General features: G+C 60.3%; 19 protein-coding genes and 1 pseudogene. 14 read left to right on the top strand and 6 right to left on the bottom strand.

The genetic code is table 11. The annotated features are described in order from the left end of the window. Positions 1 to 9: 9 nt before the first annotated feature. Complete coding sequence (locus VSX56_RS11115) at positions 10 to 1,071, bottom strand: DUF2125 domain-containing protein (RefSeq protein ID WP_339113232.1); 1,062 nt, start codon at positions 1,069 to 1,071, stop codon at positions 10 to 12. A 63-nt stretch (positions 1,072 to 1,134) separates the two neighbouring features. Here VSX56_RS11115 and VSX56_RS11110 point away from each other — a divergent pair, with 63 nt between their 5' ends. The 4 genes and pseudogenes from VSX56_RS11110 to VSX56_RS11095 form a co-directional block, all read left to right on the top strand. After that, entirely contained in the window at positions 1,135 to 1,674 is a 540-nt protein-coding gene (locus tag VSX56_RS11110; RefSeq protein ID WP_339113231.1) for a gamma-glutamylcyclotransferase, read from the top strand. A 79-nt stretch (positions 1,675 to 1,753) separates the two neighbouring features. Further along, positions 1,754 to 2,926 carry a biopolymer transporter ExbB gene (locus VSX56_RS11105; RefSeq protein ID WP_339113230.1) on the top strand — a complete coding sequence of 391 codons (1,173 nt, stop codon included), beginning with the start codon at positions 1,754 to 1,756 and terminating at the stop codon, positions 2,924 to 2,926. 1 nt (position 2,927) lies between these two features. Beyond that, complete coding sequence (locus VSX56_RS11100) at positions 2,928 to 4,310, top strand: peptidoglycan -binding protein (RefSeq protein WP_350937081.1); 1,383 nt, start codon at positions 2,928 to 2,930, stop codon at positions 4,308 to 4,310. Between the two features lie 201 nt (positions 4,311 to 4,511). Continuing rightward, positions 4,512 to 5,510: pseudogene (locus tag VSX56_RS11095) on the top strand (IS3 family transposase); the annotation flags it as partial. Positions 5,511 to 5,893: 383 nt separating this feature from the next. On the opposite strand, the gene clpA reads toward VSX56_RS11095, so the two are convergent. Then, positions 5,894 to 8,227, bottom strand: coding sequence for an ATP-dependent Clp protease ATP-binding subunit ClpA (gene clpA, locus VSX56_RS11090; RefSeq protein WP_339113228.1), 2,334 nt, complete (start codon positions 8,225 to 8,227; stop codon positions 5,894 to 5,896). Positions 8,228 to 8,714: 487 nt separating this feature from the next. Here clpA and VSX56_RS11085 point away from each other — a divergent pair, with 487 nt between their 5' ends. Further along, positions 8,715 to 10,079: a chloride channel protein gene (locus VSX56_RS11085; protein WP_339113227.1), complete on the top strand. Its 1,365-nt coding sequence runs from the start codon at positions 8,715 to 8,717 to the stop codon at positions 10,077 to 10,079. On the opposite strand, the gene gloB is transcribed toward VSX56_RS11085, so the two are convergent. Beyond that, positions 10,070 to 10,840: a hydroxyacylglutathione hydrolase gene (gene gloB, locus VSX56_RS11080; RefSeq protein ID WP_339113226.1), complete on the bottom strand. Its 771-nt coding sequence runs from the start codon at positions 10,838 to 10,840 to the stop codon at positions 10,070 to 10,072. The genes VSX56_RS11085 and gloB overlap by 10 nt on opposite strands. Before the next feature lie 62 nt (positions 10,841 to 10,902). Here gloB and VSX56_RS11075 point away from each other — a divergent pair, with 62 nt between their 5' ends. The 7 genes from VSX56_RS11075 to VSX56_RS11045 all read left to right on the top strand — a co-directional run bounded on the left by VSX56_RS11075 (position 10,903) and on the right by VSX56_RS11045 (position 17,314). After that, positions 10,903 to 11,718: a methyltransferase domain-containing protein gene (locus VSX56_RS11075; RefSeq protein ID WP_339113225.1), complete on the top strand. Its 816-nt coding sequence runs from the start codon at positions 10,903 to 10,905 to the stop codon at positions 11,716 to 11,718. A gap of 309 nt (positions 11,719 to 12,027) precedes the next feature. Continuing rightward, positions 12,028 to 12,588 (top strand): F0F1 ATP synthase subunit delta, encoded by a 561-nt coding sequence (locus VSX56_RS11070; protein ID WP_350937111.1) that lies wholly within the window; start codon positions 12,028 to 12,030, stop codon positions 12,586 to 12,588. Continuing rightward, a complete protein-coding gene (gene atpA / locus VSX56_RS11065) occupies positions 12,588 to 14,117 on the top strand; it encodes a F0F1 ATP synthase subunit alpha (RefSeq protein ID WP_339113223.1) in 1,530 nt (509 codons plus the stop codon). The genes VSX56_RS11070 and atpA overlap by 1 nt, the downstream gene beginning before the upstream one ends. 21 nt (positions 14,118 to 14,138) lie before the next feature. Further along, the gene (locus tag VSX56_RS11060; RefSeq protein WP_350937077.1) at positions 14,139 to 15,017 is read left to right on the top strand and encodes a F0F1 ATP synthase subunit gamma; all 879 of its coding nucleotides are present in this window, start codon (positions 14,139 to 14,141) and stop codon (positions 15,015 to 15,017) included. A gap of 22 nt (positions 15,018 to 15,039) precedes the next feature. After that, positions 15,040 to 16,458 (top strand): F0F1 ATP synthase subunit beta, encoded by a 1,419-nt coding sequence (atpD, locus tag VSX56_RS11055; RefSeq protein WP_350937074.1) that lies wholly within the window; start codon positions 15,040 to 15,042, stop codon positions 16,456 to 16,458. 11 nt (positions 16,459 to 16,469) lie between these two features. Then, entirely contained in the window at positions 16,470 to 16,868 is a 399-nt protein-coding gene (locus VSX56_RS11050; RefSeq protein ID WP_339113220.1) for a F0F1 ATP synthase subunit epsilon, read from the top strand. 95 nt (positions 16,869 to 16,963) lie between these two features. Next, on the top strand, positions 16,964 to 17,314 hold the full coding sequence (locus VSX56_RS11045) for an H-type lectin domain-containing protein (RefSeq protein WP_350937071.1): 351 nt from the start codon (positions 16,964 to 16,966) through the stop codon (positions 17,312 to 17,314). A gap of 11 nt (positions 17,315 to 17,325) precedes the next feature. Here VSX56_RS11045 and VSX56_RS11040 read toward each other — a convergent pair whose 3' ends face one another. The 3 genes from VSX56_RS11040 to groES form a co-directional block, all read right to left on the bottom strand. Further along, positions 17,326 to 18,558, bottom strand: a complete 1,233-nt coding sequence (locus VSX56_RS11040) for an EAL domain-containing protein (protein WP_350937069.1) — start codon at positions 18,556 to 18,558, stop codon at positions 17,326 to 17,328. 257 nt (positions 18,559 to 18,815) lie between these two features. Next, positions 18,816 to 20,465 (bottom strand): chaperonin GroEL, encoded by a 1,650-nt coding sequence (gene groL, locus VSX56_RS11035; RefSeq protein WP_339113217.1) that lies wholly within the window; start codon positions 20,463 to 20,465, stop codon positions 18,816 to 18,818. Positions 20,466 to 20,521: 56 nt separating this feature from the next. Beyond that, a complete protein-coding gene (gene groES, locus VSX56_RS11030; RefSeq protein WP_339109315.1) occupies positions 20,522 to 20,809 on the bottom strand; it encodes a co-chaperone GroES in 288 nt (95 codons plus the stop codon). Between the two features lie 265 nt (positions 20,810 to 21,074). Between groES and VSX56_RS11025 the strand changes: the two genes are divergently transcribed. Together VSX56_RS11025 and VSX56_RS11020 are read left to right on the top strand one after the other, a co-directional pair. After that, entirely contained in the window at positions 21,075 to 22,097 is a 1,023-nt protein-coding gene (locus VSX56_RS11025) for a TraB/GumN family protein (RefSeq protein WP_350937065.1), read from the top strand. A 75-nt stretch (positions 22,098 to 22,172) separates the two neighbouring features. After that, entirely contained in the window at positions 22,173 to 23,093 is a 921-nt protein-coding gene (locus VSX56_RS11020) for a manganese-dependent inorganic pyrophosphatase (protein ID WP_350937063.1), read from the top strand. Positions 23,094 to 23,114: the final 21 nt, after the last annotated feature.

The raw sequence follows: 23,114 nt of genomic DNA, 5'->3' as shown, positions 1-23,114 counted from the left end.
GGCCCTTTTTTAACCTTCCGCGGAGTCGGGGATCTGGATCACCGGTGCCTCGCCCAGCGGAATGGGCCCGAGCTTCATCTGTCCTGCGCGGATTGTCAGCGGCAGCTCCAGCTCTCCCGATTTTCCCGCCATCTGTGACACGAGGAGTTTCACCATATCCACGCGGTTGCGCGGGATCAGCCCCGCATCCACCGCCACGCCCAGCCAGGCCTGCCAGTCGGGCGTGCCCAGCGTGATCTCGCCCTCGGGCTGACCGGTCTCGGTGATGGTCAGCGCACCTTTGGCAGTGACCAGTTTCGAATCCCAGTCCAGCGTGAAATCATTGATCTTGACGGTCTGCAGGGCAGGGGCGCGCTCGAGGCTGCTATTGTCGAGCGGTGTCGCGGTGCCCACCGCGCCATCCAGATGGATCTGGTCGATCTGGTCGGCCAGGAAGGAGCCAGCGGCTTTGGCCTGCGGAAGCAGGTCGGACAGCACATCCAGCGGGATCTGCACGGCGTCCATATCCATGCCGATCTTATAGGCATGGGCAGGGGTGAGCGTGCTGTCGGCCTCGTTCGGATCGGTGATGGCTGCAGCGCTGTCCTCGGCCTTCTGGAGCGATACGACAATCTGGTTGGCTCCGAAATCGATCTTCTCGCCGCTGATCTCGGGCTGGTCCAACACCAGTTTTGCAGAATTCAGCGGCAGGGTCTTGGCCAGACCCAGAGATACATCCAGCCGGTTTGACAGGTTTGACAGGGTGAAATCGTGACCCGCATAGCCCAGATCCACCTCTTCGGGCAGGTTCATGGTGATATCGGTCGGGCGGAACACACCGGCGTTCAGCTGCGCGTATTCGGCCGACCAGGAGAAGCCACCATCAGGCTGTGTCAGCTCGGGCGATTCGAAATTCGCGGTGAAACGGGTCGGGAAACCACCTACGGCCACCGCCTGCGCAGAGCCCCATCCGGCCGCCTCGGCCGTGGCAATCAGCGCTTTGGCCCGTGTTTCGATCTCGCGCGATACCAGCATCCAGTAGGCACCGAAGACCACGCACAGAATGATGATGAGACCTACCAGTTTGCGCATTATACACCTCTTCACAGCTCGTCGTATTTTCTCTATTCGGCCAAAGACGAAAGGACCAGAGGCATGAACAAAACGTTATGGGTCTTCGGATATGGCTCGCTCATCTGGAAACCGGGATTCGAGGTGGCGGAACAGTCCCTTGGTCGGCTCAAGGGCTGGCACCGTTCGTTTTGCATGACCTCCATCCATTATCGCGGCACCGAGGAAAATCCGGGGCTGGTGCTGGCGCTTGATGCACAGGAAAACGCCGTCTGTGCCGGTGTGGCGTTGCGCGCGAAAGCCGGCGAGGAAGCGGACGTGCTGGCCTATCTGCGTGATCGGGAGCTGGTCTCGAGCGCCTATGAGGAGCGGATCCTGCCGGTGGCGCTCGCCGACGGGCGGGTGGTCGAGGCGGTGACCTATGTGGTGGACCCCGCCAATCCCCAATATTGCCACCATACGCTCGAGGAACAGGCGCGGATCATTGCCCGATCCTGTGGCCGAATGGGCCCGAATTGCGACTACCTCTACAATACGGCGCAGCATCTGGGCACACTCGGCATCGCCGATCCCGATCTCGACTGGTTGGCCGCAAGAGTGCGCCATCTGACGGGATGCGCCTGATCTCCTGATAGCCCTTGGACAAATGCGCGCGGGCGGCTAGGGTCAACGCCAAGTTAACAGGTAAATCGGGCCCCTCCCCATGTCCAAGCTGAAACTCGAAGCGCAATTCTCCCAACCGGTCCGGCAGATCTTCATGATGCTGGTGGTTCTGGGGCTGGTGGCCGCAGGGGCCGTCTTCGCCTATGCGCGGATCTTCCCGATCTTCCTGTCGAACCCGTGGCTGAACGGGGTGATCCTGATCACCTTCGTGCTCGGGGTTCTGGCCTGTTTCTGGCAGGTGGTGCAGCTGATCAAGGCGGTCAGCTGGCTCGAGAGCTTTGCCGCTGACCGTCCAGGGCGTCCCAATGTGCGTGCGCCGGTAATGCTGGCGCCGCTGGCGGCTCTTTTGGGAGCACGCCAGCGTGCCGATATTTCGACCTCTGCGGGCCGCTCGATCCTCGAATCGGTGGCCGAGCGGATCGATGAGGGCCGCGATATCACCCGCTATGTTACGGGGCTTCTGATTTTTCTCGGGCTCTTGGGGACGTTTTACGGGCTGGCCACGACGGTGCCCGCCGTGGTCGATACGATCCGCGCGCTGGCTCCGCAGGACGGTCAGTCGGGGCTGAGTGTCTTCGACAATCTGATGACCGGTCTCGAGGGGCAGCTGGGGGGGATGGGCACGGCGTTCTCGTCCTCGCTCCTTGGGCTTGCGGGCTCGCTGATTGTTGGACTTCTGGAGCTGTTCGTGACCCATGGCCAGAACCGGTTCTACCGCGAGCTGGAGGAATGGATCAGCTCGATCAGCCGCCTCAGCTTTGCCGGAGGCGACGGCGAGGAATCGGCCGTGATCGAGGTTCTCGATCATATGGCCGAGCAGATGAACCAGCTCAACGGGCTCTTTGCCTCGAGCGAGGGCTCGCGCCGTCAGGTGGATGTGCGTCTGGGCCAGCTCGCGCATGTGATGGAGGGGCTCTCCGAGCGCCTTGATACGGAGATCGCCGCGCGCGCCGCACAGGCCGAGAGCCTGCAGCGCATGGCCGATGGTCAGGACCGGCTGGTGATGGCGCTCGAGACGATGGCTGCCTATTATGCCTCTGATCTCTCTGCTGAAAATGACGCCGAGATGCGGATGCGTCTGCGCTCGATGGATGGGCAGATGGCACGGATTCTCGAGGAGATGTCGGCGGGCCGTCAGGAGAGTATGGCCGAGCTGCGCCATGATTTCGCCGCGATGACGCGCGCGATTCTCGCCCGCCCGCGGGAGAGCTGAGATGGCTCTGGCGCGGCGCGGGCGGCAACGCTTTTCTACCAATATCTGGCCCGGTTTCGTAGATGCGATGACCGCGCTTCTTCTGGTCGTGATCTTTGTGCTCTCGATTTTCATGGTGGTGCAATCGGTGCTGCGCCAGCAGGTCGACACTCAGGAAAACGAGCTGGCCTCGCTCAATGATACGGTCGATGGTCTGGCTCAGGCGCTCTCGCTCTCGCGCCAGAAAGTTGGATCGCTCGAAACCCGCCTGACCGATGCCGAGACGGCGGCCCAGCGTCAGGCGACCCTGATCGCCAATCTGACGGGGCAGCTGAAGGACCGGCAATCCGATCTGGATGCCGCAGGGGAGAAAATTACTGCCTTCGAGGCGCAGGTCGCCCAGCTTCTGGCCGCCCAGCAGGCGCAGGCCGACGCATCTGACGAGAAGCTCCGTGTCTCGCAGGCGACGATCGATGATCTGCGCGCCAAGCTGCAATCCTCGGGCGACGAGATCTCTGCCATGACGCTGGCTTTGGAAGAGGCCCGCAAACAGGCCGAGGACACGCTGACCAAGCTGGCGGCGGCACAGGCCGCGCGGGAGGATCTACAGGGCAGGCTCGACCAACAGCTGACCGAAGCCGAGCGTCAGGCAGCGCTAAAGGCTGTGGCGGATAAGGCTCTGGCAGATCAGAAGTCGATTTCGACAGAGGCCGCCCGCAAGGTCGAGTTATTGAACCAGCAGATCGCTGCGCTTCGCGGGCAGCTCGGCCAGTTGCAAGCAGTGCTCGATGACAGCCAGAGCCGGTCTGCCACATCCAGAAGCCAGATCGAATCTCTGGGAACCCAACTGAACTCCGCGCTGGCCCAGCTTGCCGCAGAGCAGAAACGGCGTGCCGCGCTGGAAGAGGCGGCCCGCAAGAAGGCCGAAGCTGAGGCACAAGATCTGGCAAGTTATCGCTCGGAATTCTTCGGGCGTCTGTCGAAGATTCTGCAAGGGCGCGAAGGCGTGAAGGTCGTCGGCGACCGCTTCGTCTTCTCCTCCGAGGTGTTGTTCCCGCAAGGCTCGGCCACGCTGTCGGATGCCGGCAAGGCGCAGATCAAGCAGGTCACCGCGCTTCTTGACGAGCTTGCGTCCGAAATCCCACCTCAGCTCGACTGGATTATCCGTGTGGATGGCCATACCGATGACGTGCCGCTCTCGGGCAACGGACAGTTCCGCGACAACTGGGAGCTCAGTCAGGCCCGCGCGCTCTCGGTGGTGCGCTACATGATCGACGATCTGAAATTCCCGCCCGAGCGGCTTGCAGCGACCGGTTTTGGCCAATACCGTCCGGTGGCAGAGGGCGATAGTGCCGAGGCCCGCGCTGCGAACCGCCGGATCGAGCTGAAACTGACCGAGCGCTAAGGGGGCGATGAGCCTGCCTGCCTGATCCGGCCTGTGGCGCCGATGCGTCTCTATAGGATCATCGCGAGCAGAACCCGCCAGTTAGACGGGTAATAGCTTAGCGCAGGGGGAAGTCGTTGAGGTGGCCCGCGAAGCTCGGACAGTCTGGCTCGAGCTTACCGTCAACGAGGACGAACTGCATGGCTGGATAACGGAAGAACTATGGGGCTGACGTTCAAGGCGAAAGTGGCAGGCGGGGCGATCCGCGGGGAAGCGATGATCGCCGAACTGGTGGCCAAGTACGGCGTGCATCAGACGGTAATCAACGCATGGAAGCGCCAAGCGCATATCGGGGATCTTCTCGGGAAAGGCCGCAGCGAGCGAGGGCGAGATCGAGAAGCTGCATGCGAAGATCGGCCAGCTCGTGGTAGAGCGGGATTTTTGAGCGCGAGGCGAGCCGTTGTGGCGCCACCGGTTCGAGCGCCGCTGGCGACGGCGAGGGTATAGCTGTGGCGGGACATGATCGCTCCCCATCATCCCGAGCTGTCGATCCTGCGACAATGCGCCTTGCACGGGCTCAGCCGCTCGGCGTTTTACAGCCCGAGCAGATCCGGGCCGCCGTTGAACTTAGCCTTGATGAAGCTTGTCGACGCGCAGTTCATGGAGAGGTCGTTTTATGGTAGCCGCCAGATGGGGCGGCATCTGCGTGGTGAAGGATATTGCGTTGGGCGCAAGCGAGTCCGAAGGCTCATGGCCAGGATGGATCTGCGGGCTGTTTATCAAAGGCCCAGGACCTCGCGGCCATCTCTGGAGATCCGTAAGTGTATGTATTTTATATGGATTTACCAGACACGCGGCCCGATCACGTCTGGCAGGCCGACATCGCCTACATCGTGATGCAGCGCGGGTTCCGTTACCTGGTCGCCATTATGGATCGGGCGACGCGCCGGGTTCTGTCGTGGCGTCTGCCGAATGCCATGGATGTGGAGTTCTGCATCGAGGCCTTGGAGGAAACCGCCACGGCATGGAGAGCCCGAGATATTCAACACGGACTATGGCAGGCAGTTCACAAGCCCACGCTTCACGGAGATCCTCGCAGACGCAACTTTGAAGATATCGGCGGACGGGCGAGGCAGATGGATGGATAACGTGATGATCGCGCGGCTTTTGCGGTCGTTGAACTACGAATGCGTCTATCTGAACGCGTTTGAGACCGGCACAGGAAAGTGGATGATATCCTAGAACACCAAGAGGCCATCAAGGTCTCGATTTGAAGGCTGCAGCATGACCTATAGGCAACCTCAGCGCCGCCGAAAAACGGTCCGGGAAATGGGGCGGCCCTTCCTTAAACCCGCAGATCAGGGAGGCAGATCGCCGATAGTTCCATGGGCGTAGAGCCTATGGATCGTTGAAACTGACTTTGGTCTGGCAGTCATCGGCTGTTTGCGGATGGGTCAATCAAGGCAGCTGGAGGACGGATCTCGAATTGGAATAGGGAAGGGCTTACGTACCGGGCGGTTCGTTCGCACCCATCAGGGTAGCCCTCAAAACAGTTTCGGCCCCGCAGCGCGGGGCCGAAACGAAAAGATACGCGAGGGCGCGGCTCACTCGGCCGTTAGAAGCGGCGGCTTGGAACCGGAGATGCGCGGCTTGCCGGGCTCTTCGGCTTCAATGACAATCTCGTCGTCCTTCACCGAGACCTTCGCAAGACCACCTTTGGTCAGCTTGCCGAAGAGCAGCTCTTCCGCCAGCGGTTTCTTGATGTGCTCTTGGATCACGCGACCCAGCGGGCGGGCGCCCATACGCTCGTCATAGCCTTTCTCGGCCAGCCAGTTGGCGGCTTCCGGCGTCAACTCGATATGGACGTTGCGGTCGATCAGCTGGGCCTCGAGTTGCAGCACGAACTTGTCGACCACCTGAATGATCGTCTCGCGCGGCAGAGGCGCGAAGCTGACCACGGCATCCAGACGGTTGCGGAATTCCGGCGTGAAGGTCCGCTCGATGGCGGCGGTATCTTCGCCCTCGCGCCGATCCCGACCGAAGCCGATGGCGGCTTTCGCCATATCCGATGCACCTGCGTTCGAGGTCATGATCAGGATAACATTGCGGAAATCGACCTGACGACCGTTATGATCGGTCAGCTTCCCGTTATCCATCACCTGCAGCAGGATGTTATAGACATCCGGGTGCGCTTTCTCGATCTCGTCCAGCAGCAAGACGCAATGCGGATGCTGGTCGACGCCATCGGTCAGAAGGCCACCCTGATCGAAGCCGACATAGCCCGGAGGTGCGCCGATCAGACGCGAGACTGCGTGTTTCTCCATATATTCCGACATGTCGAAACGCAGCATCTCGACGCCGAGCGAGCTGGCAAGCTGTTTGGCAACCTCGGTCTTACCTACACCGGTCGGACCGGCAAAGAGGTAGTTACCGATCGGCTTCTCGGGCTCGCGCAATCCGGCCCGCGCCAGCTTGATCGAAGCCGAAAGAACCTCGATTGCCTTGTCCTGACCGAAGACCACACGTTTGAGCGTTTTCTCCAGATCGCGTAGAACCTCGGCGTCGTCTTTCGATACGCTTTTCGGGGGAATGCGCGCGATTTTGGCCACGACGCTCTCGATCTCTTTGGGAGAGATCGTTTTGCGGCGCTTGCTATCGGGCAGCAGGTGTTGCGCAGCCCCGGCCTCGTCGATCACGTCAATCGCCTTGTCGGGCAGTTTGCGGTCATGGATGTAACGGGCCGACAATTCCACTGCAGTCTTGATGGCCTCGTTGGTGAAGCGGATGTCGTGGTGCTCCTCGAAATAGGGTTTTAACCCCATGAGAATCTTGACGGCATCGGCGGTCGAGGGCTCATTTACATCGATTTTCTGGAACCGGCGCGACAGGGCGCGGTCTTTCTCGAAGTGCTGGCGGAACTCCTTATAGGTGGTGGAGCCCATACAGCGCAGCTTGCCGCCGGCCAGCGCCGGTTTCAGCAGGTTGGAGGCATCCATTGCACCGCCGGAAGTCGCACCCGCGCCAATGACCGTATGGATCTCGTCGATGAAGAGGATCGCATCGGGATGTTCTTCGAGTTCCTTCACGACCGCCTTCAAACGCTCTTCGAAATCACCGCGGTAGCGGGTGCCCGCCAGAAGGGCGCCCATATCGAGCGAGTAGATCGTCGAGCCCTTCAGGATATCGGGTGTCTCGCCGCGCGTAATTTTCAGCGCAAGACCTTCCGCGATCGCGGTTTTGCCCACGCCGGGATCACCCACGAGGAGCGGGTTGTTCTTGCGACGGCGGCAGAGCACTTGCACGCAGCGTTCGACCTCCTCATGACGACCGATCAGCGGATCGATGTCACCCTTCTTGGATTTCTTGTTCAGATCGACGCAGTATTTCGCCAGAGCCGACTCCTTACCTTCACGCTCGGACTGATGCGCGGTGGTATCGGCTTTGGGGGTTTCTTCCTCCTCGGCACCTGTCACCGAACGGTTCTCGCCGAATTCAGGATCTTTGGCCACGCCGTGTGCGATGAAATTCACCGCGTCATAACGGGTCATCTCCTGCTCCTGCAGGAAGAAGGCCGCATTCGACTCGCGCTCGGCGAAGATCGCGACAAGCACATTGGCGCCGGTCACCTCGGAGCGGCCGGAGGATTGGACATGGATGGCCGCGCGCTGGATCACGCGCTGGAAAGCAGCAGTGGGCACCGCTTCGGAGCCTTCGACCTCTGTGATCAGGGTCGACAGGTCATCATCGATGAAGTCGGTTAGGGTTTGACGAAGTTCGTCCAGATCGACCGAGCAGGCTCGCATGACACGGTTCGCGTCAGGTTCGTCGATCAGCGCCAGCAGCAGGTGCTCAAGCGTCGCCAGTTCGTGCCGGCGCGCGTTGGCCAGTGCCAGCGCACCATGGATTGCTTGTTCTAAAGTAGTCGAGAACGAAGGCATGTGGTGCTCCTTTCCTATGTTGGCGAGCGCGTCAGAACGACTCTCTCACCAACCTGGCCTCATACTATTAAACTTCGGTGGAAATTCGCGCTCTTCAAGACCCTTGATGCAAATTCCGGATAAGTTTCAGGCTCTGCTGGAAAAGTGAACAGAAGGTAACCAAAACGGCCTTTACCGAAGCTGGGCTGCCAAAATGGGGTATCGCGTCCATGAAATCAACAGGCTGTAAAAGATTCGACGTAAAATTTCGACAATTTTTGATTAAAAAATAGGCGGTGCGGGAGAGGGCTGATTCACCGCGTTCAGCGCTGGCCTCGGACGATGTCCGACGATGGGGCAGGGCACCTTGCCAATAATAAGCATGATTGCGACAATTCGCCCGCATTTTTCATGACAAGAGGGTTGAAACATATGACCTCGGGGCACTAGGGAGGCATGTCAGCCCGAAGGTTTGGATATGCGCAGATATAAAATTTCCCGAAACGCTATGCTGCGTCGGTCCCGTGCGATGGTGTCATCGCGCAGACTGTGGAAATCGCGCCTCATCTTCTGGCTCGGTGCGATTGCGATCGGGGTGATTTCGGTCGGTTTCGCCACTGCCGCCGACTATGCGCAGGAATTGTTCCGCCATATCACGGTGGGCTCGGGGCGCAGTTGGCTGCCCCTGATCATCACGCCTCTGGGGTTTCTGCTTTGCGCCTATCTGTCGCTCACCCTGTTCCCAGGAACCTCGGGTTCTGGTATTCCTCAGGCCATTGCCGCGCAATCGCTGACCGAGCCGGGAGAGCGCACGGCACTGTTGTCGCTCAAAATTGTCTTCGGGAAGATTTTCCTGACGGTGCTGGGGCTGTTCTCGGGAGGCTCAATCGGGCGCGAAGGGCCGACCGTGCAGATCGGCTCGGCGATCATGCTGCAATCGGCGAGCATCGGCGGGATGGCGCATTCGCGGGGGCTGATCCTCGCAGGCTCCGCCGCTGGAATTGCCGCAGCGTTCAACACTCCGCTGGCGGGGATCGTATTCGCCATCGAGGAAATGAGCCGCAGCTACCAGTCGCGCACGAACGGGATCGTGCTCTCGGCGGTGATCATCGCGGGCGTCGCCTCGCTCAGCCTCCTCGGCAACTATACCTATTTCGGCATCTCGGACTCCATCGGCGAACTGCCGCGCGATCTGGGGCTCGTGGTCGTCTGCGGGGTCACGGGAGGGCTTTTTGGGGCGCTTTTCTCGCGGCTGGTAATCAATCTCACACGCCGGATCCGGCGCTGGAAAGCCAATGGTAACGGGTTCCGCCGCTCCCTCTGGCAAGCGCTCGCCTGCGGTATCATCACGGCCATCATCGGTTTCGCCTTTGCGGGGGCGACCTTTGGCACCGGGTATGGCGAGGCGCGCAGCGCCATCGAGGGCGAGGCGTTGCCGGTCACCTTCTTCTTCGGCAAACTGATCGTCACGGTCGCGGCCACTGTTTCGGGCATTCCGGGCGGGCTCTTTGCGCCATCATTGGCTGTAGGAGCTGGCCTTGGGTCCTCTATCGCATTGATTATGGGCACCAATATCGGCCTGTCGTCGATCCTCGGGATGGCCGGATATTTTGCGGGTGTGGTGCAATCACCGATGACCGCCTTTGTCATTATCATCGAGATGACGGGTAGCCACAGCAATATCGTGCCGGTCATGGCCGCCTCGATGATCGGCTACGGCACGGCCCGTTTTGTCTCGCCCGAGCCGCTTTACGGGACGCTGGCGCGGTTCTTTATTGCCGATGCGATCCGTCTGCGCCGTGCCAAGGCGCAAGCGGCGCGGGGGGATGATGCCGATCCCGCACCGGATGCGGCCGAAAGATCTCAGAACTGATCTTTCGCCTGACGCGCTTTGGTGAACACATCGAGTGCCGAGGCGGTCGAGGGCAGACCCAGAGCGGCACAAAGGTCGGGGTCGTCCGCCCGCAGGAACGGGTTCGTTGCCTTTTCCAGTGCCAAGGTCGAGGGCACTGTCGGTTCACCCCGTCCGCGCCGCGCCATCGTATCGCGCATCCGCGATTTCAGCGCCGGATTGGCGGGTTCGAGATTGAGCGCGAACCGGCCGTTGGACTCGGTATATTCATGGCCCGAGCAGACGATGACCCCCTCGGGCAGCGCCGCGATCCGGCGCAGGCTTTCGAGCATCTGGGCTGGCGAGCCCTCGAACAGGCGTCCACAGCCCCATGCCATCAGGCTGTCACCGGTAAAGACCATCCCCGATTGCGGAAAGTAGAAAGCCACATGGCCGACCGTATGGCCCGATACATCGATCACCTGCACGTCGTCCGACCCGATCCGGATCTGGTTGCCGGGCTCGACCACCACATCCAGCGGCGGCAGACGATGGCGATCGGCCGCCGCACCGATAACCTTGGCGCCGGTGCGGGCACGGATCTCGGCCACGCCCGCGATATGGTCGTCATGATGGTGGGTCAGCAGGATGCCGTCGAGTTTGAGATCCTGCGCCTTGAGCGCTTCCATGATCGGTCCCGCTTCCGGCGCATCGATCAGAGTTACGGCTCCGGTTGCGGTGTCCTTGGCGATATAGGCGTAATTGTCGCTCAGGCAGGGAACGACGGTAAGTTCGATGGTCATGGTGTTTTCGAGAACCTTCACTATGTTTAGGGCAGGCTAAGCCGAATGGGACCCGAGCTGCAATGCATGTAGATGTGCTTGATTTGCGAAATTTCTATTACCGCACACAGTTGGGGCGCGTCGCACAACGCGCGCTACGGGACCGTGTGCTGTCTCTCTGGCCTGCGGAAGGGGCGGGGGCCACAGGGCGGACGGTCGCGGGTTTCGGGTTTGCGGCGCCCCTGTTGCGACCCTATCTGGCCAATTCCCGCCGGGTGATCTCGCTCATGCCTGCACCGCAAGGCGTGATGCCATGGCCTGCGGGCGAGCCGAATGTCTCGGTGCTGACCGAAGAGGTGCAATGGCCGCTCGAGACGGGATTGGTGGACCGGCTGGTAGTGATGCATGCCATCGAGCAATCCGATAACGCGGGCGAATTGCTTGAGGAATGCTGGCGTGTGCTGGGACCGGGAGGACGGGCGCTTCTGATCGTGCCGAACCGCGCGGGGCTCTGGGCACCGCGCGAGACAACGCCGTTCGGTTTTGGGAAACCCTATACGCTGTCGCAACTTGATGCTCTGGCGCGCCGCAACGGGTTCGTCCCCGAACGTCATACCGCAGCGCTCTATATTCCACCCTCGCACCGGCGGTTCTGGTTGCGCTCGGCGCAGATGTGGGAAGGGGTCGGGCAGAAGATTTCGGGGCTGCTGGCGGCGGGGGTTGTCATGCTGGAAGTGTCGAAACAGGTGACACAGCCGCGCCGGCCGGGTCTTGGAGCACGGGTGCGCAAGCCACTGTCGATTCTGGAAGGGGCCACGAAGCCGGCAACCGAGCCGTCTTGGCGTGCAACGCATGGGCGCGACACAAATGTAACACCCAGAACCTTTCGGGAAATCTAGATGCTGGGGCATATTGCCGCAGATTCGTGACACGCTACGCGCGGAATCCCTTGTTTTACGGGCAGTAGACAAGCCCATTGGCATAATCTGGAAGAAGATAGCGCGAGAAGCCTAAAAAACAGTCAGAAACTGTCGGCTATGTTCACGGGTTAGTGCGCAAGAAGGTTGCGGGGTGGGGATCGCTCTGTTACATCCTGACACCGAAACGAGGGCGAGCGTGGGCGCGCCCTGAGGAGATCTCCATATTTTCCTTCCGTTCCTTCAGGAGCGGGAGGCTGCATGTGGAGGATTAACATCGGAAGGGTGGCCGTGTCCGAACCAGCTTCAATTTCCGCAGGCATCGCCGACCGTTATGCAACGGCGGTTTTTGAAATTTCCAAAGACTCCGGTCAGCTCGATGCGCTGAAGGGCGAGATCGATGCTCTGGAGGTCGCGCTGTCTGAGAGCGCCGATCTGCAGGGGCTGATCAAGAGCCCGCTCTACTCGAGCGAAGAGCAGGAAGCCTCCATCGAGGCGATTGCAAAGGCCATGGGCCTGAGCGCAACGATGACCCACACGCTGGGCCTTCTGGCGCAAAAGCGCCGTCTGTATCTGCTGCCGATGTTCCTGAGTGCCTTGAGCGCGAAGATCGCGGAAGAAAAAGGCGAGGTCACCGCAAACGTGACTTCCGCAACCGAACTGTCCCAAGAGCAGCAGGCCAAACTGGCCGATGCGCTTGCGGCAAAGACGGGTAAAACCGTTCAACTGAACGTTGCAGTCGATGAGACCCTCATCGGTGGCATGATCGTCAAGCTGGGCTCGCGCATGGTCGATACCTCGATCCGCTCGAAGCTCGCTTCCCTCCAGACTAGCATGAAAGAGGTTGGATAATGGGTATCCAGGCATCTGAGATCTCTGCGATCCTCAAGGAGCAGATCAAGAATTTCGGGCAGGATGCCCAGGTCGCCGAAGTCGGCCGCGTGCTCTCCGTCGGTGACGGTATCGCGCGCGTCTACGGTCTGGACAATGTCCAGGCGGGCGAGATGGTCGAATTCCCGGGCGGCATCCGCGGCATGGCGCTCAACCTCGAAGCCGACAATGTCGGTATCGTTATCTTCGGCTCCGACCGGGACATCAAAGAAGGCGACACCGTCAAGCGCACCAACTCGATCGTTGACGTGCCCGCCGGTGACGCGCTCCTGGGTCGTGTGGTTGACGCACTTGGTAACCCGCTTGACGGCAAGGGCCCGATCGAGGCGACCGAGCGCCGTGTGGCCGACGTCAAGGCACCGGGCATCATTCCGCGTAAATCGGTGCACGAGCCGATGGCAACCGGCATCAAGTCGGTTGACGCGATGATCCCGATCGGCCGTGGCCAGCGCGAGCTGATCATTGGTGACCGTCAGACCGGCAAGACCGCAATCGCGCTCGACACCATCCTGAACCAGAAAGTCTACAATGACGCAGATCCGGCGAATGCGCTGCACTGCTTCTATGTGGCTATCGGTCAGAAACGTTCGACCGTTGCCCAGCTGGTGAAGAAGCTCGAAGAGTCGGGCGCTATGGCCTACACCACCGTGATCGCGGCAACCGCCTCCGATCCGGCACCGATGCAGTATCTGGCCCCCTATGCGGCAACCGCAATGGCCGAATACTACCGTGATAACGGCAAGCACGCCCTGATCATCTATGATGACCTCACCAAGCAGGCTGTAGCCTACCGTCAGATGTCGCTTCTTCTGCGTCGTCCGCCGGGGCGTGAAGCCTTCCCGGGCGACGTGTTCTATCTCCACTCGCGCCTGCTGGAACGTTCGGCCAAGCTGAACGAAGAGTTCGGCCTCGGCTCGCTGACCGCTCTGCCGGTTATCGAAACCCAAGGCGGTGACGTGGGTGCCTTCATCCCGACCAACGTGATCTCGATCACCGATGGTCAGATCTTCCTCGAAACCGACCTGTTCTATCAGGGCATCCGCCCCGCAGTGAACACCGGTCTGTCGGTTTCGCGTGTGGGTTCGTCCGCTCAGACCAACTCGATGAAATCGGTGGCTGGTGCCGTGAAGCTGGAACTCGCGCAATACCGCGAGATGGCCGCCTTCGCCCAGTTCGGCTCCGACCTCGACGCCGCGACCCAGAAGCTTCTGAACCGTGGTGCACGTCTGACCGAGCTGATGAAACAGCCGCAATATTCGCCGCTGACCAATGCCGAGATCGTTGCTGTGATCTTCGCAGGGACCCACGGGTTCCTCGACAAGGTCGACGTGAAGGAAGTGACCCGCTGGGAAGCCGGTCTGATCACCTTCCTGCGCTCGTCCAAGAAAGACGTGCTTGACTGGATCACCAACGAAGATCCCAAGATCAAGGGCGAAGCAGCTGACAAGCTGAAAGCAGCAATCGAAGCATACGCAAAGACGTTCGCGTAAGCGGCCCGGAAGGATAGGGATATGCCCAGCCTTAAGGACCTCAAAAACCGGATCGCGAGTGTCAAGAACACTCGTAAGATCACGAAGGCGATGCAGATGGTCGCGGCAGCAAAATTGCGCCGCGCCCAAGACGCAGCCGAAAACGCGCGGCCCTTCGCCGAGCGTATGAACGCTGTAATGTCATCGCTGGCCGCCTCGGTGGGCGGCTCTGATAGCGCGCCCCGGCTTCTGGCCGGGACGGGTTCCGAGCAGGTGCATCTTCTCGTGGTGATGACGGCGGAGCGCGGCCTTTGCGGCGGCTTCAACGTCAATATCGCGAAGAAGGCAAAGCAAGCTGCCGCAAAACTCAAGGCCGAAGGCAAGACGGTGAAAATCATCACCGTCGGCAAAAAAGGCCGCGACTCGATGCGCCGCGAGCTTGGTGACCTGTTCATCGATCACGTCGATCTGTCGGGGGTGAAGAACCTTCGTTATGTCGATGCGCAATCCATTGCGAAGAACGTTCTGGCCCGCTTCGATGCAGGCGAGTTCGATGTTGCGACGATTTTCTATTCGCGCTTCCAGTCGGTGATCAGCCAGATCCCGACCGCGCAACAGATCATCCCTGCGACCTTCGACGCACCGGAAGAGGCAGCTGGTGCCTCGGCAGTCTATGACTACGAGCCCAGCGAAGAAGCGATCCTGCATGACCTGCTGCCGCGTGGTGTGGCAACGCAGATCTTCACGGCGCTTCTGGAAAACGCTGCCTCGGAGCAAGGCGCACGGATGTCCGCAATGGACAACGCAACGCGCAACGCCGGCGATATGATCGACGACCTGACCGTGGAATTCAACCGTTCCCGTCAGGCCGCAATCACCACCGAGCTTACGGAAATTATTTCGGGCGCCGAGGCGCTCTGACCGAACCGGAGAAAACACACAAATGGCAAAGCATGGCAAAGTGACGCAGGTCATCGGCGCCGTCGTGGACGTTCAGTTCGAAGACGGCCTGCCCGAGATCCTCAACGCACTCGAGACCACCAACAACGGCAACCGCCTCGTGCTGGAGGTTGCCCAGCACCTCGGTCAAGGCACCGTCCGCACCATCGCGATGGATTCGACCGAAGGTCTGGTCCGTGGCGCGGCCGTGACCGATATCGGCGCTCCGATCTCGGTGCCGGTTGGTCCGGCGACCCTCGGTCGCATCATGAACGTCATCGGCGAGCCCGTTGACGAACAGGGCCCCGTGGCCAAGGACGAAGTCCGCGCGATCCACCAGCCCGCACCGGACTTCGCCGAGCAATCCACCGAAAGCTCGGTCCTCGTGACCGGCATCAAGGTGATCGACCTTCTCGCGCCCTATGCAAAGGGCGGTAAGATCGGTCTGTTCGGCGGCGCAGGTGTTGGTAAAACCGTTCTGATCATGGAACTGATCAACAACATCGCAAAAGTGCACTCGGGTTACTCCGTGTTCGCTGGTGTTGGTGAACGGACCCGTGAAGGGAACGACCTTTATCACGAAATGATCGAATCCGGCGTTATCATCCCCGATAACCTTGCGGAATCGAAAGTGGCACTGGTCTACGGCCAGATGAACGAGCCTCCGGGGGCCCGTGCACGTATCGCTCTGACCGGTCTGACGATCGCAGAGCAGTTCCGCGACACCTCGGGTTCGGACGTTCTGTTCTTCGTGGACAACATCTTCCGCTTCACCCAAGCAGGTTCGGAAGTGTCCGCACTTCTGGGTCGTATTCCTTCGGCAGTGGGCTACCAGCCGACGCTCGCCACGGATATGGGTGCGATGCAGGAACGCATCACCTCGACGAAGAAGGGCTCGATCACCTCGATCCAGGCCGTCTACGTTCCGGCGGACGACCTTACCGACCCGGCACCGGCGACCACCTTCGCCCACCTCGACGCAACCACCGTTCTGTCGCGTGCGATCTCCGAACTGGGTATCTACCCGGCCGTGGACCCGCTCGACAGCTCCTCGCGCATGATGGATCCGCAGATCCTCGGCGAAGAGCACTATAACGTGGCTCGCGAAGTCCAGAACATCCTGCAACGCTACAAATCGCTGCAGGACATCATCGCGATCCTCGGCATGGACGAACTGTCGGAAGAAGATAAGATCACCGTGCAACGCGCGCGTAAGATCCAGCGCTTCCTCTCGCAGCCGTTCGATGTGGCAAAAGTCTTCACCGGCTCCGACGGTGTTCAGGTTCCGCTGGAAGATACGATCGCGTCCTTCAAGGCCGTTGTCGCTGGCGAATATGACCACCTGCCGGAAGCAGCCTTCTACATGGTTGGCGGCATCGAGGAAGTGAAAGCCAAAGCCGAGAAACTCGCGGCTAACGCGTAAGGAGGCGGCTGATGGCCAATACGATGCAAGCCGATCTCGTGGCCCCCGAACGGAAGCTCGCTTCCGTTCAAGCCACGCAGGTTCTCGTCCCCGGTGCCGAGGGCGACATGACGGTGATGCCGGGCCATGCGCCTACCATCACCTCGTTGCGCCCCGGCAAGCTGACGATCGTGTCCGAGAAGGGCGAGGAAAGCTATGCCGTAACAGGCGGCTTTGCCGAGATCTCCGAAGAGGGGATCTCCGTTCTGGCCGAGCGCGCCCTTCCTGCCTCCGAGTTCACGGCAGAGATTGCCGCCGAACTGGTGGCGGAAGCGCGTAAGGCCAATGACGAAGCCAGCCCGTCGGTGGCCGAAATGACCGCGAAAATGCTCGCGGACATGGAGGCTCTCGGGTCGCATATGCTCGGCTGAGACAGCAACCTTTTCAGAAAAAGCCCCGCAATGTTGTGGGGCTTTTTTTTACTTAATGGGTCCAGAGTAATAGTGTTTGCAGACGGAGCGCCTTGATGCTGAAGATAGATGCACAGATTGTTGGCGTTAGCCAAGGAACACTCGTGCTCTTTTCCGATTATCAGGATGGTGGCCAGATGTGGACGGGCACCGGCCCGCGCGAGCTGCGCCGCATCGTCACGTTCGACGAGCCCTATGCAGCCGTGCCCAAGGTGCAGGTAACGCTATCCATGTGGGATATTGACCAGCAACATAATCCGCGGATGGATATCTCCGCCGATATGATTACCACGGAAGGCTTCGTTATCGTGTTCCGCACATGGGGAGATTCCAAGATCGCGCGCGTGCGTTCGGACTGGCTGGCTATCGGTCCTGTGCGCCATGACGACGACTGGGACGTGTATTAAAAGATTACGCCCTAATGCAGGAGGGGGAGGGGGGCCGGACGGCCCAGATGGAAGCCCTGACCCAGCTCGACACCCAGCTCCATCAGGATCGCGCGCTCGGTCTCCCGCTCGATGCCTTCGGCAATCAGTTCACAGCCGATATCCTTGGCAAACCGCAGAAGGGCGCGCACCATCGCGCGGTTCTCGCGATGCGCCTCGAGACCCGCAACCACGACACGGTCCAGCTTGATGAGATCGGGTTTGAGGGCGAGGATATGTGCTAGGCCCGCATTGCCCTGACCGACATCATCCAGCGCGATCTTGACGCCGATCTCGCGGAGCGCCGAGAGGCGATGCTCGAGCCTGCTGAAATCCTGTATGACAGCCTGTTCCGAAATCTCGATCGCAAGGCCACGCTGCCGATCACTCTTCAGGTAGCTCTCGAGCCGTGCCTGTAGGGAAGGGGCCAGAAGGCTGTCAGGGGAGTGGTTGAGGAAGACGAGCGAGCGGCACTGCATGCGCTCTGCCTCGTCAAGAATGCTGTTGGTGGCGTTCAGCTCCAGCTTGGGCCCCATTCCATATTGGGTAGCCAGCCTGAACATGTCCTGCGGGCTGTAGTGCGGCATATCTGTAAAGCGCGACAGCCCCTCGAAGCCATAGGTCCTGCCCGAGGCAAAATGGAGGATGGGTTGGAATACGGGCCGGATGCTCGGGGCGCTGAGCATGCGAGCAAGGTCTTCCCCGATCGGTTCGACATAGCCCGATATCTTCGCCTGAAGCCGCAGGTTGGTCGAGATCATATCGGCCATCGTGCGGAATATGCGGATTTCCTGATCGCTGAGCGGCGCGCGCTCTTTCATCGAGAAGCAGCAGATCGTTCCGAAGGGTAGTCCTGGATGGATGGTGATCGGCACCGACATGTGCAGGCCGATCTGGAAATTCTCGTCCTCGCGGAGGCGACGGACGGTCTGCATGACCGGATCATTCCCCTGAATGACCTGAGGCAGGATGTCATTGCAGACCCAGTAGCACAATGTCCGGTCGAGCTTCATGCAGTTATCGGGGATCAGCGGCGTCAGAAAGGGCGACGCTTCATCGACGGCGAGGAACCAAAGCTGCCCGTCCTCTATTTCGGAAACGAAGATCGTTTCCATGCCAAGAAAGTCACGCAAGGCCGAGAGCGATTCCTTGAGGGATTCGATGACGGCATTCCGCAGATCGGCATGTTTGGGTCGGCTCAGGGCCGAAGAGAAATCAGCATTCATTTCAGACCCGCTTCCGAGGCCACCACAGACTATTTACGCACAAAACTTAGTTAATGATTCGTATTCGAGGAAGTTTCGGCGAGCAACCGCTGATTGTGAAAAATCAGGTTGTATTATCCGAAATTCTGATTGCGTTGCATAATAGTTCACCCCGTGGACATTTGTTCATCTTTCGTTGCTGTCCGGGGCATCGCGCAAAGAAAAAGGGTGCCCGAAGGCACCCTTTCCCGAAGCTTCCACAAATGGAAGGGGGCTGATTACATCATGCCGCCCATGCCACCCATGCCGCCCATGCCGCCCATATCCGGCGCGCCTGCGCCTTCTTTAGCGGGCTTGTCGGCAACCATCGCCTCGGTGGTGATCAGCAGGCCTGCGATCGAGGCTGCGTCTTCCAGCGCGGTGCGGGTCACTTTGGCGGGGTCGATGACGCCAAATGCGAACATGTCGCCATATTCTTCGGTCTGCGCGTTGAAGCCGAACTTCAGATCGGTCGATTCACGGATCTTGCCAGCGACAACCGCGCCGTCAACACCTGCGTTTTCCGCGATCTGGCGCAGCGGCGCTTCCAGCGCGCGGCGCACGATGGCGATACCTGCGTTCACGTCGCTATTGGCGCCAGTCAGGCCTTCAAGCGCTTTCGCACCCTGAACCAGAGCAACACCACCACCCACAACGATGCCCTCTTGGACAGCGGCGCGGGTTGCGTTCAGCGCGTCATCAACGCGGTCTTTACGCTCTTTCACTTCGACTTCGGTCAGGCCGCCCACGCGGATGACAGCAACACCGCCTGCCAGTTTGGCAACGCGCTCTTGCAGCTTCTCGCGGTCGTAATCCGAGGTGGTTTCCTCGATCTGGGTGCGGATCTGCGAAACGCGTGCTTCGATCTCGGCCTTGTCGCCAGCACCGTCCACGATGGTGGTGTTGTCTTTGGTGATCGAGACTTTTTTCGCGGTGCCCAGCATGTCCATGCCGACGCTTTCCAGCTTCATGCCCAGATCTTCCGAGATCACCTGACCGCCGGTCAGGATCGCGATGTCCTGCAGCATGGCCTTACGGCGATCGCCGAAGCCCGGTGCCTTGACCGCAGCAATTTTCAGGCCGCCGCGCAGTTTGTTGACAACGAGAGTTGCCAGCGCTTCGCCTTCAACGTCTTCCGCGATGATCAGCAGCGGCTTTTGCGACTGGATCACTTGCTCGAGAAGCGGGACCATCGGCTGCAGCGACGAGAGTTTTTTCTCGTGGAGCAGGATGAGGCAGTCTTCGAGCTCTGCGGTCATCTTGTCGTGGTTGGTCGCGAAGTAGGGCGAGAGGTAGCCGCGGTCGAACTGCATGCCTTCGACGACTTCGACTTCGGTCTCCATGCCTTTGTTTTCTTCGACAGTGATCACGCCGTCATTGCCGACGCGCTGCATCGCTTCCGCGATCTGCGTGCCGATCGAGGCTTCGCCGTTTGCCGAGATGGTGCCGACCTGAGCCACTTCGTTGGTGTCGTTGACCGGACGCGAAGCCGCTTTGATCGCTTCGACAACCTTGGTGGTGGCCAGATCGATGCCGCGCTTCAGGTCCATCGGGTTCATGCCCGCTGCGACCGATTTCATGCCTTCGCGAACGATGGCTTGAGCGAGAACGGTTGCGGTGGTGGTGCCGTCGCCGGCTTCGTCATTGGTGCGGGAAGCGACTTCCTTCACCATTTGCGCGCCCATGTTCTCGAACTTGTCTTCGAGTTCGATCTCTTTCGCGACCGAGACACCGTCTTTGGTGATGCGCGGTGCGCCGAAGGATTTGTCGAGAACGACGTTACGGCCTTTGGGGCCCAGCGTCACTTTGACTGCGTCTGCGAGGATGTTGACACCCTTGAGCATGCGGTTGCGTGCGTCGGTGCCGAATTTTACGTCCTTGGCTGCCATATCTTTGGCTCCTTGACTGGAATTTCTTGAAATCAGGGATCAGGTAAGCGGGTGGCTTACGCGATGATGCCCATGATGTCGGATTCTTTCATGATCAGATACTCGACGCCTTCCAGCGTGATCTCGGTGCCCGACCATTTGCCGAACAGAACGCGATCGCCTGCTTTGACGGAGGGTGCGATCAGCTCGCCCGAATCTTTACGTGCGCCTTCGCCCACCGAAACGATTTCGCCTTCTGCCGGCTTCTCTTTCGCGCTGTCGGGGATGATCAGGCCGCCCTTGGTCTTTTCTTCGCTCTCGACGCGCTTGACCAGAACACGGTCATGAAGCGGTTTGAATGCCATCTGGGTCACTCCCAAAACTGAGTTGTTGCTTTTAGCACTCGTTGTTGCTTAGTGCTAACGATGCCGGAGTTAGGCATTGCCCCCCCTTCGTGTCAACACCCCGCCCCAGATTTTTTTGCGACAAATTTCATAACGCCTGACATGTGCCTCGACAGGGGCGGATTTTGCGATTTCCGCCGCGCTCGCCCAGATCGGTTCCTATTGGGGGGATGGCATTGAGGGGCGCGCGCGCTAGAGTGGGGAAGGTCATCACGGGAGGGGTCGGATGCTGCGCAAACACCTGAAGTCACGTCTGTTGCAGGCGGTGCTGGTTCTGGGCGGAGTTCTTGCGCCCATAGCCGCGGAGGCGGCCTGTACGGGGCGTAATCTCTTTGATGCGATGCCCCGCGCCACGCGGATGGCGCTCACCGAGAAGGCCCGTCAGACGGCTTACGGACAGGGTGTTGTCTGGCGCGCGACCAAGGGCACGCAGTCCATCATTCTGGTCGGAACCAACCATGTGCCCGATCCGCGCCATCTGGCACTGCAACAGGCTCTTCTGCCCGAATTCGACAAGATCTCCGCGTTGCTGGTCGAAGCGGGGCCGGATGAGGAAGCCGCGCTTCAGAAGGCGATGGGTGAGCGGTCCGATCTGATGTTCATGGCGGACAAGACGCTGCCCGATATGATGTCGCAGCGTGATTGGCAGGCGTTGCGACAGCTTGGGGCCGATCGCGGTATTCCCGCGCCGCTGCTGGCCAAGATGCAGCCCTCCTTCGTGATGATTACCCTGTCGATGCCGCGCTGTATGCTTGGCAGTCTGCAGGCGGGGCAGGGCGGGGTGGACAAGCGTATGATGGCCGAGGCGCAGGCCCGCAACGTGCCAATCATGCCGCTCGAACCCTTTGACACGCTGTTCACCCTGATGGAGGGCGTCCCGCAAGAGGACGAGATCGCCATGCTGAAATCGGCGATGGAGGCGACGGAGGATGGCGATGCCACGATGGCGACCATGGCCGATCTCTATGCCCGCGGCGAGATCCAGCTGATCTGGGAGTTCGAACGTCGGCAGGCGCTTGATCGCGGGGAGGATCCGGCCGCGGTGACCCACCAGCTGGCGATCACCCATGATCTTCTGATCACCACCCGCAACCGCAACTGGATGCCCGTCATTGAGAAGGCGGCAGCCAAAGGGCCGATCATGGTGGCGGCAGGGGCGCTGCACATGGTGGGCGGGGACGGCCTTCTGACGCTGCTTGCGCAGGAAGGCTGGCAGATTTCGCCGGTGATGCGGAAGCTGACCTTCTGAGCGGCGGCGCTAGGTGACAATCCCGCGCGCAGCGTCTAAGACATTGTCCAAAGTCATTCAAATCCGAGGAATCCGATGACCACCAAGGTTTTTGGCCATAAATCGCCCGACACCGACTCGACCGGTTCGCCCATCATCTGGGCGTGGTATCTCAACGAAGTGAAGGGCATCGACGCCAAGCCCTGCCTTCTGGGCGAGCCCAACACCGAAGCCGCCTTCGTGCTCGAGCATTTCGGTCTGGACAAGCCCGAGATCATCTCGGGCGTGGACGCTGGCGAGAAGGTCGTCATCGTCGACACCAACAACCCCGCCGAACTGCCCGCTGATATCAACGCCGCCGATATCACCGCGATCATCGATCACCACAAGCTGGTCGGCGGTCTGGAAACCAAAGGTCCGATCGATATCACGATCCGTCCGCTGGCCTGCACGGCAACCATCATACATGATCTGATCGGCGAGGATCTGGCCAAGGCGCCTACGGGGATCAAGGGCGCAATGCTGGCCTGCATCCTGTCGGATACGCTCGAATTCCGCTCGCCCACCACGACCGATCATGATCGCGCCGTCTGCGAGAAGCTGGCCGCCGATCTCGGTATCTCGATCAATGATCTGGCGACCAAGATGTTCGAGGCGAAATCCGATGTGTCGGAATTCTCCGAAGCCGAGCTGCTGCGTATGGATTCCAAGGAATATACCGTGGGCTCGACCGGTCTGCGCGTCTCGGTTCTGGAAACCACCGCACCGAAGGTTCTTCTGGACCGCAAGGATGCGCTGATGGCGGCGATGCCCGCCGTGGCCAAGGAAGACGACGCCGATGAGGTTCTGCTGTTCATCATCGATATCCTCAACGAGGAAGCCACGCTCTTGGTGCCCAATGACACCGTAAAGCAGATCGCCGAAGCGTCCTTCGGGTGCTCGGTATCGGGCGATACCGTCGTGTTGCCGGGCATCATGTCGCGCAAGAAACAGATCATCCCGAACCTCAAGGCCTGAGGCCCGCGGGAAACACTCAGA

The organism is Thioclava kandeliae (assembly GCF_040297545.1).
Taxonomy (GTDB): Bacteria; Pseudomonadota; Alphaproteobacteria; order Rhodobacterales; family Rhodobacteraceae; genus Thioclava; species Thioclava kandeliae.
The sequence above is the reverse complement of the archived record's forward strand: the minus strand, read 5'-3'. Positions and strand labels throughout refer to the sequence as shown.